Source organism: Clostridium beijerinckii (assembly GCF_036699995.1).
GTDB lineage: Bacteria > Bacillota > Clostridia > Clostridiales > Clostridiaceae > Clostridium > Clostridium helianthi.
This window is the reverse complement of the sequence record NZ_CP144906.1, coordinates 3,379,034-3,393,337: the sequence shown is the minus strand read 5'-3', so window position 1 is coordinate 3,393,337 and position 14,304 is coordinate 3,379,034. Positions and strand designations below refer to the sequence as shown.

The 14,304-nt window shown below is 27.5% G+C and carries 10 protein-coding genes; 7 read left to right on the top strand and 3 right to left on the bottom strand.

All coding sequences use genetic code 11. The features are described from left to right. Window positions 1–18 precede the first annotated feature (18 nt). The 5 genes from PZA12_RS15630 (at window position 19) to PZA12_RS15610 (ending at window position 8,306) form a co-directional block, all read left to right on the top strand. Window positions 19–2,283, top strand: a complete 2,265-nt coding sequence (locus PZA12_RS15630; protein ID WP_103698599.1) for a PAS domain-containing hybrid sensor histidine kinase/response regulator — start codon at window positions 19–21, stop codon at window positions 2,281–2,283. A gap of 363 nt (window positions 2,284–2,646) precedes the next feature. After that, window positions 2,647–3,228: a TetR/AcrR family transcriptional regulator gene (locus PZA12_RS15625; protein WP_103698600.1), complete on the top strand. Its 582-nt coding sequence runs from the start codon at window positions 2,647–2,649 to the stop codon at window positions 3,226–3,228. Between the two features lie 103 nt (window positions 3,229–3,331). Next, window positions 3,332–4,450: a GGDEF domain-containing protein gene (locus tag PZA12_RS15620; RefSeq protein WP_103698601.1), complete on the top strand. Its 1,119-nt coding sequence runs from the start codon at window positions 3,332–3,334 to the stop codon at window positions 4,448–4,450. Continuing rightward, window positions 4,440–6,194, top strand: a complete 1,755-nt coding sequence (locus PZA12_RS15615) for a sensor domain-containing protein (protein ID WP_103698602.1) — start codon at window positions 4,440–4,442, stop codon at window positions 6,192–6,194. The genes PZA12_RS15620 and PZA12_RS15615 overlap by 11 nt, the downstream gene beginning before the upstream one ends. 102 nt (window positions 6,195–6,296) lie before the next feature. Beyond that, window positions 6,297–8,306, top strand: coding sequence for a PAS domain S-box protein (locus PZA12_RS15610; protein ID WP_103698603.1), 2,010 nt, complete (start codon window positions 6,297–6,299; stop codon window positions 8,304–8,306). A gap of 362 nt (window positions 8,307–8,668) precedes the next feature. Here PZA12_RS15610 and PZA12_RS15605 read toward each other — a convergent pair whose 3' ends face one another. Then, complete coding sequence (locus tag PZA12_RS15605) at window positions 8,669–9,736, bottom strand: galactose ABC transporter substrate-binding protein (RefSeq protein WP_103698604.1); 1,068 nt, start codon at window positions 9,734–9,736, stop codon at window positions 8,669–8,671. A 197-nt stretch (window positions 9,737–9,933) separates the two neighbouring features. Between PZA12_RS15605 and PZA12_RS15600 the strand changes: the two genes are divergently transcribed. Together PZA12_RS15600 and PZA12_RS15595 are read left to right on the top strand one after the other, a co-directional pair. Beyond that, the gene (locus PZA12_RS15600) at window positions 9,934–11,208 is read left to right on the top strand and encodes a hypothetical protein (RefSeq protein ID WP_103698605.1); all 1,275 of its coding nucleotides are present in this window, start codon (window positions 9,934–9,936) and stop codon (window positions 11,206–11,208) included. Between the two features lie 137 nt (window positions 11,209–11,345). Next, on the top strand, window positions 11,346–12,167 hold the full coding sequence (locus PZA12_RS15595) for a GNAT family N-acetyltransferase (protein WP_103698606.1): 822 nt from the start codon (window positions 11,346–11,348) through the stop codon (window positions 12,165–12,167). Window positions 12,168–12,485: 318 nt separating this feature from the next. Here the strand turns inward: PZA12_RS15595 and PZA12_RS15590 are convergent, their stop codons facing one another. Both PZA12_RS15590 and PZA12_RS15585 read right to left on the bottom strand, forming a co-directional pair. Further along, window positions 12,486–13,532, bottom strand: a complete 1,047-nt coding sequence (locus tag PZA12_RS15590; RefSeq protein WP_103698607.1) for a galactose ABC transporter substrate-binding protein — start codon at window positions 13,530–13,532, stop codon at window positions 12,486–12,488. Window positions 13,533–13,831: 299 nt separating this feature from the next. Continuing rightward, a complete protein-coding gene (locus PZA12_RS15585; protein ID WP_103698608.1) occupies window positions 13,832–14,233 on the bottom strand; it encodes a ferritin-like domain-containing protein in 402 nt (133 codons plus the stop codon). Window positions 14,234–14,304: the final 71 nt, after the last annotated feature.

Genomic DNA, 14,304 nt, shown 5'->3' with positions numbered 1-14,304 from the left:
AAGGGGATGGTGTAAATTATGGTTAGCTCAGTATTAGAGGGAATATCATATTTAAATAATATTAATAACATAATATCTATATACGAACCATTAACTGATTCAAATCAAGTTATTTATGATTTCAGTGTTAAATTTATAAATGAAAGTTTCACAAAGGAATTTGACTGCGAAGACTTAACCCATAACTCTGTTGATGAAATTAAAATGTATTTAAGAGAGTCTTTATTTAGTTATTTAAAAGGAATTGATAATAATATTTATACATTAGTCATTAGAGATACTGTTTATGAAGTTAGTTTCAGTAAATTTGCTGAAAAGTATATATTTTGTACATTCATAAAAAGTAAAGGCATATTATCAAATGAAAAGTTGTTTATGGAAGGAAAAGATTTTATAGATAATGCATTAGATAGTATTCTTGTAGTAAGCAGAAGCGGGGAAATACTTTATGGAAATAAAAAGGCTATTGAAACGTACGGGTATTCTTTTGATGAACTTGTAAATTTAAATATCTTTGCTCTTAGGAATGAGGATAGCAGGGAATTCACCCAAGATCAATTAAATAAAGCTTTAGATAGGGGAATAAAGTTTAAAAGTTATCATCACAAAAAAGATGGGACAAGATTTCCGGTTGAAGTAAGATCCGTTTGTAGTAATAAGAAATCAAGAGATGTGGCAGTCAGTATTATAAGAGATATTTCGGATATGGAAAGGTTATTTAAAGATTCAAAGATATTTTCAATATCTTTAGATATACTTGATGATCCATTTGTGATTTTTGACAAAGAAATGAATATATCTCGTTGGAGTAAAGGCGCTGAGACAAAGTTTGGATTTAAGGAAACGGACATAGTAGGAAATGATATGAGACGGCTAATTCCAAAAGATAAATTAAATGAATCACAAAAATTAATAGATATGATTACCAAAGGAAAGGTAATTAAAGATTATGAAACTGTCAGATTGGACAAAGATGGAAACTTGGTTAATGTTTTAATGAGCGCATCTCCGATTTATGATGATAATAATCTCTTTTCTGGAGTAGTAGCAATGTATAAAGATATTACAGACAGGAAACTAATAGAAAGGGATCTGCGAGAAAAGTGTGAACAATTAGAATTGTTAAAACAGAAAGCAGAAGAAGCCAATAAAGCAAAATCAATTTTTTTGGCTAATATAAGCCATGAAATAAGAACTCCAATGAATGGAATTACAGCAGCTATACAATTACTAAAGTTAGAAGATATTAATGAAAAGCAAAAAAAATATATTAGAATATTAAATGATTCAGCAAATACTATGCTTAGGCTTATCAATAACTTATTAGATATGTCAAAAATAGAGTCAGGTACATTTAGAATTAATAGGGAACCGTTTAATTTAAAAGAGACTATAAATAGTATTTATAATAGCCTCTTAGTCACTGGAAATTCTAAGGGATTAGAAGTAAGTTATTATTTAGACCCTAACATAGATTTTGAAGTTATTGGTGATGAGCTGAGGTTAAAAGAGATATTATCCAATCTAATTAGCAATGCAGTAAAGTTTACAGATGAAGGATACATATCATTTAGAGTAAGTATGATTTCAGAAGATAGTAATAGTGAAAGAATTCAATTTACGATCAAAGACTCAGGAATTGGTATAGATGACGAGTTTAAAGATAAAATATTTAATAATTTTACTCAAGGAAATATATCATCAATGAAAAAGTACATAGGAACGGGATTGGGCTTATCAATTTCAAAACAGTTTGCTAATTTGATGAATGGAGAAATAAGTTTTGAAAGTTCTTTGGGTAAGGGCTCAACATTTATTTTTACATGTGAATTTAAAAAAACAAATGATAAAAAGCAAGTTATGGAAAGAAAAAACATTGAAAGTGATAAGCTTAATCAATATAATGATCGCCAAGATAAAGTTATTTTATATGTTGAAGATAACTTAATAAGTCAAGAAGTAATGGAAAATATAATTAAAAGTAACGGTTACAAATATATTTCAGCGTATAACGGGAATGAGGCTATAAATATATTAAAAAATAATAAAGTTGATTTAATATTAATGGATATACAGATGCCAGAATTAAATGGTTTTGAAACAACACAGGCTATAAGAGTTGAGGAATTAGAAGGAAAACATATACCAATAATTGCAATAACCGCATATGCTATGCGGGAAGACAAAGAAAAATGCATAAAAGCAAAAATGGATGATTACATATCTAAACCATTTGAAATTGAAAACTTGTTAAATATTATAGAATTCAACTTAAGAACATAGAGGTTTATAAAGCAGCACTAATAATTGGTGCTGCTTTTTTTATTATTCGTAAATTTATATTGAAGCCAAGTCTGTAAATAAATTATGAAAAAGTTCAATCAGGAAGATTGAGTTCTATAAAGAAAATATAATTGTTAGATATATGTATTTGAATAGTAATATGATTACATTACTAAAGAAATAGTTTTCATTCAAAATGAGTCGAATTATGAGCAAAAATAGAATACAAAATAAATTGAATGGAGAAAAATACATTGATATGATTTATGTAACGAACGTTATATATATAATTTTGTAATTTATGAGAATAATAACAAAGTTATTAAAAAACTTTCAGTAAATTTGTAAATGGAGGTAAGTATTTTGGAAAATTCAACAAGAGATAAAATATTTTATACTTCTTTTAGACTTTTTCTGGAGAATGGATATGAGGCCACTAATATTAGAGATATTTGTAAAGAAGTTGGAGTTAAAGCATCAACTATATATTTTTACTATAAGTCGAAGCAGGATCTGTTTTTCTATATTTATGATTATATTTATAAAGATTATATTGATTATATGCAGAGTATTGAAACAATGGACAAGAATATTCCTCTTAAGGAAAAGCTGTATACTCTATTAAAAAAGAAGATAGAGTACTATATATCAGATATATCTAAAAGAAAGTTTATTCTTAGATGTCACATGTTTCCGCCAGAAGAGATAGCAAGTGTAATACGGGAAAGATATAAATTCTATATAGCTGAAGAAAATAAAATAATTCTAGATATCATGGGTAATCCTCAATATAATGATAAATTTATAACTAAAAATATAAATAGTTATTTGATTAAATGTAAAAAGCTAGAAGATTATTTACTTTATGAAATGATAACATCAAATATAAGAATAAACGATAAAGTCATTTCAAGGCTATGGGATATATTTTTTGAATTAATGTAATACAAATAAAAGTTTTAAAAGAGGTTTTAAGAAGTACATATGAATTTAATAAGCAAGTTTTGGGGAATTGAGAGAATTTTAAATTTAAAAGGGAGGGAATCTTATGGAAGTAATAGACCAAGTAAAAGAAAGACTATCTATTTTTAAAAAATTATATGATGTTATAAGAATAGTTGATCCAGTAAATAAAAAAGCGGCTCTTGTTAAGGACAATGAGCTACAAGGGTTGAATGGTACATGCTATTTGTTATGGAAGAAACATACATTTTGCGAAAACTGTATTTCTATGCGAGCATATAATAACAATGATACATTTGTAAAAATAGAATATGATAAAGAAAAAATTGTCTTAATCACAGCAACACCAGTAGAATTAAATGGCAAGATATATATCGTGGAAATATTAAAGGATATTACCAATATCGGAAGCGTATTTCATAAGATGACTGAGGATTCTGACTTTGTGGAAGAATTGATTATCTCAATGAATGAAAAGGTGATTAAAGATGAATTGACAGGATTATATAATAGAAGGTATATAAATGAGAGACTCCCTGTAGATATTAACTACATGAAAATTAGCAAAATGCCTTTATCGATAATTATGGCAGATATAGATTTCTTTAAAAAAGTAAATGATCAATATGGGCACATTATAGGTGATAAAATACTCATTGATTTTTCAGAGCTAATATTAAAATCGGTCCGAGGTAAGTCAGACTGGGTAGGTAGATTTGGTGGAGAAGAGTTTATTATAATATTAAATTATACTGAGGCTAAAAATGCGTATAAAGTTGCTGAGAAGATAAGAAAATTATTAGAAAATACATCTTTTAATTATGATGGTATTGAGATAAGAATAACAGCAAGTTTTGGCGTGTATGAAGCTTCTGATGAAGATGTAAATATTTATGATTTATTATCAAAAGTAGATAAGAATCTCTATAAAGCTAAAGCTAGTGGAAGAAATAGGACAATTGTAAATCAAGAAAGTACTTATGAATTTGATTCAACGAATATTAAAGAAAAAACAATCAAATTATCAGAGTTAAATCAAAATATAAATTCTGTAAGAGAAATTTTGAATGAAGTTTGCTGTACACTTGATGGAGACGTAGATATAGACAATGGATTAACTATAAGCCAGCATTTAGATGATCTGATAGTAGAGTATATGAAAGAATTGAACAACCATAAAGAAGGTTATAATCATGAAAGATAATCAAATGAACTTATTTTTAAGGAGAGCAAAGAAATCTGTTATGGAGATAGAAAAAAGTGATTTGGATTATGAAGAAATATTAAAAAAATATAAACAAGCAATAGATGAAGCTAATATAGCAGTTTGGGAGTGGAATATTAAGGAAGATAGTTTCTTTATTTCTGATGCATGGAAAAAAATTACGGGCTATAGCTCGAAAAATTTTAACAGTTTAATTGATTGTATTGAAAAGGTAGCTATAAACAAGGATAGAGAAAGTGCATTGACTGATTTAAACTTTTTTGTAGCAGATAAAGTAACTTCCTATATAAGTGAGTTTAGAATTATTACTAAAGATAATAAATTGAAGTGGGTATTGTTTAAGGGAAATGGCATAAAAGAGAAAAATGAAGGTGTAGCTCGCATGTTTGGGTTAGTGAGTGATATAACTGAAGAAAAGGAAAGAGAAAAAGGAATTTCAGACAATTTATATCATGATTCTCTTACAAAGCTTCCTAATAGGGATATGTTTTTAATGGATATAAAGAATGTCTTAGATAAAAATATTCAACTCAGTCAGGAGGGCGCTATAGTTTTCATAGACCTAGATAATTTTAAATCGATTAATGATACCCTAGGACACGACTATGGAGATCTTATGTTAAAAGTATTCTCACAATTATTGCATGTGTGTATAAAGGACTATGGAAAGTTGTACAGAGTTGGTGGAGATGAATTTATTGTAATTATAGAAAGAATTAATTCTATAGAAAAAGTTAAAGAGATGTGCAATACAATTTTAAAATATTGCAAGAATCCATTCGAACTTAATGAAAACCAGCTGTATATTACAACAAGCATGGGAATAGCAATATTCCCAAGAGATAGTAATAATATGAATGATCTATTAAAATTTGCAGATCTAGCAATGTATAAGTCTAAGACAGATGGAAAAAACACATATACCTTTTTCGAACAAGCTTTAAGTAGGTTATATACAAGAAGAATAATAATTGAAAATGAATTAAAAGATGCAATTAAGAAAAATGAATTTTCCATTGTATACCAACCACAAATTGATGCGTTGGATAACAAGATAGTTGCATTTGAAGCGTTATTGAGATGGAATAGTAAAAAGCTCGGGTTTGTATCTCCAGCTGAATTTATACCAATAGCTGAAAGGATTGGAATAATTGTAGACATAGGAGATTGGGTATTTGAGAAAGCATGCCGTAAAATTAGAGAGCTTAAAGAGAGGGAATATGAATTTAATAATATCTGTATAAATGTTTCACCTGTTCAAATAAAAGAAAGAGATTTTAAAGACAAAATAATAAAAACTTGTGAAGAAAACAAAATTCCTCTAAGTTTAATTGAAATAGAAATAACTGAAAGTACTTTAATTGAATTAGACGATGAGAAAATTGCTGATTTACATGAACTAATAAAAAAAGGTATAAATATTTCAATTGATGACTTTGGAACTGGATATTCATCTTTAAGTTATTTAACAATCTTACCTATAAATACTTTGAAAATAGATAAATCTTTTATCGATAATATTGAGAACGATAAGAACAGAGCAGTAATAGAGTGTATTTTGAGCTTATCGAAAAGTTTAAAGTATAAGGTTATAGCAGAAGGCGTTGAAGTTAAAGAGCAACTTAATGAATTAATGAATTTAGGATGTAATATAATTCAGGGATATTATTTCAGTAAACCAGTTTGTGAAGAGGAACTTGAGAAAATGTTAAAAAATGATTAAATGAACTATTAAGCCTGCTTATGCTATACGGATGACAATTATATTTTATGCTATCTTATTCGTTTGTTATTTTAATTTACGAAATTTAAGGAGGGGTGATAGATGAGTAGTGAAACCAATGAAAATATTAATAAAAGGAAATATAATTATTTACAAATATATGAAGCTGCTATACGTAATGCTAACGACATAATAATTTTATTTTCAAGCCAAGGTAATATATTGGAAGTTAATAGGAAGGCAGTGTATACTTATGGATATACTGAAGAAGAACTACTTTCAAAGAATATATTTGAATTAAGAAATAGAGAAAGAATTGAACTTGCAATCATGCAGTTTGAAAAAGCTAAATCAGGTGATATTGAGTTTGAAACTATTCACTTTAAAAGCGATGGAACTAGTTTTCCTGTAGAAGTTAAGTCAATAGGAATAGAAATTAATAATGAAAGATTTGTTTTAAGCATAATAAGAGATATATCAAACCGAATTAAAAATGAAGCGGAAATTAGGGGACTTGCTTCTTTAGTTGAAAATACTGAGGATGCAATTATAGGAAAAACTTTAGATGGAATTATAACAAGTTGGAATATAGGTGCTGAAAAGATTTATGGATACAAAAAAGAAGAAGTGATTGGAAAGCATATATCTATCATAATTCCTGATGAGAAAATTAATGATTTCTATGAAATAATTAACAAGATAAAAAATAAAGAAAAAATTAGAGGATTCGAATCTAAGAGAAGAAAGAAAAATGGTCAGTTAATTGATGTTTCAATAACAGTTTCACCTATTTACGATTTTGAAGGAAATTTAATTGGAGCATCTAATATCACTAGAGATATAACAGAAAATAAAAAAGTGGAAAAAGAGTTAAGAGATAAATATGAAGAGATATCAGCTCTATATGAAGAACTTATAGCAATAGAAGAAGAGCTAAGAAGTAATTATCAGGAACTAGAAAAAGCAAAGGAAGAAGCGGATAAAGCAAACAAAGCTAAAAGTGAATTTCTTGCAAATATTAGCCATGAGATAAGAACTCCTATGAATGGAATAATAGGAATTATAGACTTATTGAAGGTAACTGAACTTAACAATAATCAAAAAGAATATCTAGAAATGCTCAGTAATTCATCAAGATTGTTACTAGGAATATTAAATACTATCTTAGATATTTCTAAAATAGAGTCAGGGAAATTTGAACTTACATTAAAGCCGTTTAATCTGAAAAAAACTCTAGATCGGATTACTAAAGAATTATCTATAGCATGTAGTAAAAAAAACTTAGAAGTATTTTACTATATTGATCCATATATAAACTTTGATTTAATAGGAGATGAAATTAGATTAAATCAAGTGCTTATAAATATTATTAATAATGCTATTAAATTCACTGAAATGGGTCAAATAATGTTTAAGGTAAGGAAATTAAATAATACAAATAATAAGATAACATTAGAATTTTCGGTGAAAGATACAGGTATTGGGATTAAAGAAGAATTTAAAAATGATATCTTTAAAAAATTTGTCCAACAAGATATGACTTACACTAAAAAATATGATGGAACGGGGCTAGGGCTTGCTATTTCAAAAGATATTGCAAAGCTAATGAATGGGGACATATGGTTTGAAAGTATTGAAAATAAAGGAAGCACCTTTTATTTTACAGCAGAATTTTTATTGAATTATGCAGAAGATATGAATAATGATAATTTAAATGCAGAAGATGATGAGATAGTCTCAAGCAAAAATAAAAGGATATTATTAGTTGAGGATAACGAAATAAATATTAAGATAACTTGTGAAATGCTAAATAGATTGGGATATGAATATGAGTATGTATATGATGGGAAGCAGGCGTTAGAAAAGCTAAAAGAAAAGACATTTGATTTAATACTCATGGATATTCAAATGCCAGAATTAAATGGATATGATACCACTAGAATAATTAGAGAAAAAGAAATAAAGACAAAAGAACATGCTAATATAATAGCTATGACAGCTTATTCTATGAATGGAGATAGAGAAAGATGTATTGAGGTTGGAATGGATGACTATATTTCTAAACCATTTGATATGAATACATTAAAGAATGTTATCTTAAGATTTATATAATATTTGTGAAAGAGAAATAATGGCATTCGATTTATAATTTAATCAACGATTAATGAAAACATTGCTTTCGATGAGTAAATCGTGATATATTTTTAAATATGTTATAGTCAATTATAAATAGGAGTTTGAAGGAGAATTTTAATGAGTAATTCTATTTTAATTGCAGTAGGTGCTGCTATTGTATGTGCTTTGGTTGCTATAAGCAAAAAAGATAGGAAAAAATGAATTTTAAATCTAATGTTAAGTTTTATATATAGTAGTTTGTAGAATGCTGTTTAGGCAACGTCTTTAAGTATTTAAGTTAAGAAAATAGTGAGTTTACTTATAAAGTATACTCACTATTTTTAAATTCTTTAGACTGCTTAGGAATTACTAACTGGACCTGTATATGGCTTATAAGATTCTGGAATCGTAATTACTCCATTATCTAGTTTGTAAGGTGTATTTGCTATAGGACTTTCATTTTTAATTAAATTCATTCCAATATTATAAAATGCCTCAGATACCAGTTTTGTATCTTGAATAAGGGTACCAGTCATTAATCCTTTGTCTATTAAATTTTTGGCTTCTTCTAGACCATCAATTCCAACAACGGCTATATTCTTGTTTTTATCACCTTTGTTATATCCATATTTTTGTAGTGCCTCAATAGAGCCTAAAGCCATTGCATCATTATTAGCAATTATTGCTTCAATTCCACCATCATATTTGAGAAATAGATTATCAACTGAAGTTTTAGCTAATTCTCTAAACCAATTGGCATTTACTAGAGCAAGCTGTTCTGTTTGTATTCCGGCTCCATTAATTGTTGAAATAGCATCATTTGTTCTTTCAATAGCGTATGGGTTACTAGCTTCACCTTTTAGCAAAATGTATTGCAAAATATTATCATTGTTCTTGTCTAAAAATTTCTTATCAGTATTCCATTTATCTACAAGAATTTTACCTTGCAAAACACCTTCATGGCTTGAAGTTGAATACAGAAAAACAGCTTTGCTATAAAGTTTGGAAACTTTTGATACAACTTCTGGAGTAACTTCCATAAAAATAATTGGAACATTTTTTAGATTAAGCATGATATTTTTTATGTTTTCTTCTTTTGTATCAACTAGCTTTAATATAAATAAATCAATATTACTCTTACGAAGAGAATCTATTGTTTCATTTTGTATAGCCATATTATTTTTTCCATCATAAAAAGTAAAGTGAATTTTATCTTTATATTGATTTTCAATGTCCTCTAAACTCTTTTTAATTTCTAACATATAGGGATCATCAAAACTATATAGTAATACTGCAACATTAGCTACTTTGCCATTGCTAACATCTATACTTGAGCTAGCAAATGTATTAACATGAGCTATATTTATTAGTATGAGTATAATTAACACAATTTGAATAAATACTATTGTTTTTAGAAATGTCTTCATTAAATAATCCTCCAACTCATGTAACTGTTTTAAATCATAATACTCTTCATTAGGTTTGGTATAAATATAAAATTTATTCTAATATTATAAAATAAAAATACAGTAAAAATTAGATGATATATAAATGAGCAAGCATGTTATAATTATATATAAATGGTAAAATAATACTGGAGCATATTTTATGATAGAGGTGTAAAATGCTAAATAGTTATTATAAAAATTATAAAGCAGAAGCATGGGATATTTTGCAATACCTTTTTAAAGTTAAAAGGATTAATGATCATACTCTCCATTTTATAGCAGAATTTTCTGGAAAACTTGATTTAGATAAATTGAGCAAGACTATTGATATGTCTATTAATTTTTTTCCTTTGATTAGATGTAGATATAATGAATCCAAAAGACAGCCTTATTGGGAAGAAGCAGGATATACTGCAAGTGACATAATTGAATTTGTAGAAATACGAAATGGAAACGAAGAATGTGTCAAACAGTATCTTTATCAACAAATAGATGCATTTAATGGCCCGCAATTAAATATAAAATTAATTAGAGTGGAAGAAAAAGATACATTATGTATATTAATGAGTCATATGTTGTGTGATGCCGCAGGATTTAAAGAATATCTATATATGCTTAGTAATATTTATTCAAATATAGAAAATAATCAAGACTATCAAGTTATACCAAGAAAAAATCGTAAAATTAAACAAATACTTAAGAATGTATCAATTACGGAGAAAGCAAAAATAATGTTTAGTAAAGTTGATATATTTACATATGATGATGTGAAATTTGAGTTAGAGGGAGATCTCAGCAATCCATTTATTGAAATTCGCACTATTAATAAAGAAAAATTTAGTATGCTTAAAGTTTATGCTAAAGAGCACGATGCTACAATAAATGATATTATGCTTACTGCCTATATACGAGTTTTGTTTGAATTGTTTGGAAGATGTGTGACTATACCGTGTACTGTAGATTTAAGAAAATATCTTCCAAATCACAGAGGAGAATGCTTCTGTAATTTATGTACAAACCTTATCTGTAATATAGGTAATGAGACTGGTAAAACTTTTGAAGAAACACTTTATAAAGTAAAAAAAGAAATGAATAAACAGAAATCTAATATAGCTTGTATTAAAAGTATAGCTATGCTAGAAAAAGTTTTTGATATTTTTCCTTACAAAATTGCAAGAGGAATAGTTGAGAAAAAATTTGTGAATCCACCAATTGCTTTTACTAATATAGGTATAATTGATGAAAAACAGCTTACATTTGGTGAGACTAATATTATTGAAGCTTATATGACAGGATCAATCAAATATGATCCATACTTTCAGTTAGCTATATCAACATTTAACAATGTGGCAACACTTAGCGTTAATCTATACGGAACTCAATCCGACAAAAATAAAGTCAATATCTTTTTAGATAAGTTTATTAATGAGTTACAAGCCAGCGTGTACTAGTAAAATTTTATCGGTGTCTATATTGATTTGCTAATTAGCAGATAGTATCAAACTAAAAAAATATTATACGTAATATATATATTATCAATAATTAAAATTAGGCAGTAATTTATAAGAATTTTATGGGGGGGATATTAGTGTTAATTAGATTTCAAGGAAATGATAGTATATTGGATTCTAAACCATTTACTGATGACGAAGTTCGGTTTAATTTACTACATTTAGTAAGAGAAAGTGAATCTCCATATTTGTTTACAAATAAGAATAGAAGTATAATAATTGGACAGTCAGCGCTTAAACATCCAGCTTGGATATGGACAGAAAATAATATCACAAATGATGATATTAAGGAATTAAAAGATGATTTCGCAGAATTATATAAAGATGTGGATATACTGACGTTTGTAGCTAAACCAGATATAGCAATCTTGTTAGCTGAACATTATTCTAAAGTTAAGCATAAAAATTATTCTGTTTCTTTGCAAATGGAGTCGTTTCAGTGTTCATCTGTAATTGAAGCAAAACAGATTAATGGACAGCTTAGACAAGCTACGATAAATGATATTAATATTATTTCAGAATTTTTATCTGGATTTGTTTATGATTGCTTTGGGAAAGAAACTACATCAGAAGAGCAGTTAGAAACTGCAAAAATGTATATTGAAAGTAAGAACTTATATATTTGGGAATGTGATAGCAAAATAATTTCTATGGCAAATATCGCTCATCGTTCACAGCGAAATGTTAGAATTAATGGGGTATATACCATACCAAATATGAGAGGTAAGGGATTTGGAGCAAAGATTGTATCTGAATTATGCAAAATTATTCTTAGTGAACATAAAACTCCTGTTCTTTACACAGATTTAAGAAATCCAGCTTCTAATAAAGCATACAAGAATGTTGGATTTACTGAATGTGGAAAAGTTACTCAAATATCATTTACTTTGAGAAATTAGTTTAATATTTTCTTATTGAAATGAAATAGTGAGTCGTTTATATTAGATGAGGTAATTAGTTATAAGTGTAGAATTTAATGTAACAACAGTTAGGAGGAATCATTAATTGAATTCAAAGGAACAAAAGGATAACTTATTAGAATCAAAGACATTACTAAAAGTTATTTTTAATTGGTGGGATAGAATATTATGAATTGGTAAAAGTAATCGAAAAATAAGCCCCTAAAGATTAGGGACTTATAAAAATATTATTTTATAATATTCCAGTATATAGATAAATGATAAAGATTTATATGTTTGTAATTAAGGAAGTTATTATTATTTAACATATTCAGAATAAGGCAGCTCAATTGCGACTCCAGTTTCATCAAATTTATAATTAGTACCGCTGAGAGGAGGAGCACCAGAAACTAAATTCATTCCTATAGAATAAATTGCATTTGCATGTTCGCGTGGATCTTGCTTAACAGTACCTGTCATAAATCCTTTTGCAATTAGTTCTTGTGCCTCTGGCAAGGCATCAACTCCAACAACTGGAATATACTTAGAGGGATCACCTTTATTGTATCCATATTTTTGAAGTCCTTTAACAGCACCTATTGCCATGGAATCACTATTAGCAATTATTGCTTCAATTTTATTACTATAATTTAAAAATAGTGATTCCACAGAAGTTCTTGCGCATTCTTCTAGAAAATCACACGTAACCGATGAAATTTCCTGAGTCTTTATTCCAGATTCATTTATTGCCTGAATTGAATATTTGTTTCTTATAGCTGTTATATTGCTATCAGATGGACCTTTTATAAGAACATATTGCATTATATTATCTTTATTTTTATCTAAAACCCCTTTAGTTGAATTCCAAGCATTGGCTAGAATTTTACCTTCAAGAGTACCAGATTGAGCAAGATCTGTATTAATGATAATAGATCTGTTGCGGTAAGGTCTAAGTAAGTTTACTATCGATGGAGTTTTTTCGTATAGGATAATTAATGGAATATTCTTTTGTTGTATTTTATTAAAAGTACCTTCGATATCGCTTAGGTTTTTACTAACAGGACGTATTACAAAAAGGTTAAAGTCTTGATTAAGTGCATTTTCAATACTCTCATTTTGAATACTTTGATTTTCTTTTGCATCAAAAAAAGTAAATTGAACTTTACCTGCATTTTCAGTTTGGATATCTTCTAAATTTTTCTTTACTTCATAAAGAAATAAGTCTTCGAAATTATTTATAAATACAGCTACCTTAAGCTGAGGTTGATTGTTGCCGTTTTGTAAAGCATATGTATTATTTGGAATTATATTTGATAATAATAAAACAATTATAATAAATAACTTAAGCTTTTTTAATACATTCATTTTAATCCTCCATATGTTTTAATTTAACTATATACTCATAGGCTTTCTTTATTTATAAAATTTATTCGAACCTGTACATATGGAAGAAAATTTATAACTATGCTTGTAGTTAGACTTTAGAAGGATTAAAGTGACTTAATAAAAACAATAAGAATTAAATTAAAATTTTAAATTTTCAGTGCGAAAACTATATAAGACTATAATCATAGATATTAATAATGAAAATAAGATTTTTGAAATATTTTTTAAGAATGTTAGATAGTCATGAACGAAAAGTCTAATTTATATTATTTCATCCACTATAAATATTTTTTAACTAGCTCTTTTAAAATTTCACCATGTCTACACTCATCTTCGCCAGCAGTATGTACAGCTTGAGCTGCTTCTATAAGACCTAATTTATCAAGAATTTTAGATAATTCTTTTATTTTTTCTCCTGCAGAGATTTCACCAATAGACATTGAACTCAAAGCATCACGTAAATTTTCATTTGTATGACCATTTAGCGCTGCATATAATCCACCATGACGAGCTTCATCAGCAGAAATCTTTTTTAGTTCATCTGCTAATTCAGATAGACCCTTTTCTTGAGCAACTATTGCAAAAGCTTGATAAGTTGCAGCACCTATTGCTTCTGCCTTCCACATTTCATTAATTTTTTCTTCTAAATCTGTACCTTTAGTTAGACCTATTAAACCCATAATAAACCTCCGTATTAAAATTGATTAAAATAATATATAGTATAATTTAATTGAATAAAACTAGATTAACA

Bases quoted from the DNA above. Each gene is read 5' to 3' on its own strand.
- PZA12_RS15630 (WP_103698599.1), top strand. From the start codon at position 19: ATGGTTAGCTCAGTATTAGAGGGAATATCATATTTAAATAATATTAAT.
- PZA12_RS15590 (WP_103698607.1), bottom strand. From the start codon at position 13,532: ATGAATGTATTAAAAAAGCTTAAGTTATTTATTATAATTGTTTTATTA.
- PZA12_RS15610 (WP_103698603.1), top strand. From the start codon at position 6,297: ATGAGTAGTGAAACCAATGAAAATATTAATAAAAGGAAATATAATTAT.
- PZA12_RS15600 (WP_103698605.1), top strand. From the start codon at position 9,934: ATGCTAAATAGTTATTATAAAAATTATAAAGCAGAAGCATGGGATATT.
- PZA12_RS15605 (WP_103698604.1), bottom strand. From the start codon at position 9,736: ATGAAGACATTTCTAAAAACAATAGTATTTATTCAAATTGTGTTAATT.
- PZA12_RS15585 (WP_103698608.1), bottom strand. From the start codon at position 14,233: ATGGGTTTAATAGGTCTAACTAAAGGTACAGATTTAGAAGAAAAAATT.
- PZA12_RS15615 (WP_103698602.1), top strand. From the start codon at position 4,440: ATGAAAGATAATCAAATGAACTTATTTTTAAGGAGAGCAAAGAAATCT.
- PZA12_RS15620 (WP_103698601.1), top strand. From the start codon at position 3,332: ATGGAAGTAATAGACCAAGTAAAAGAAAGACTATCTATTTTTAAAAAA.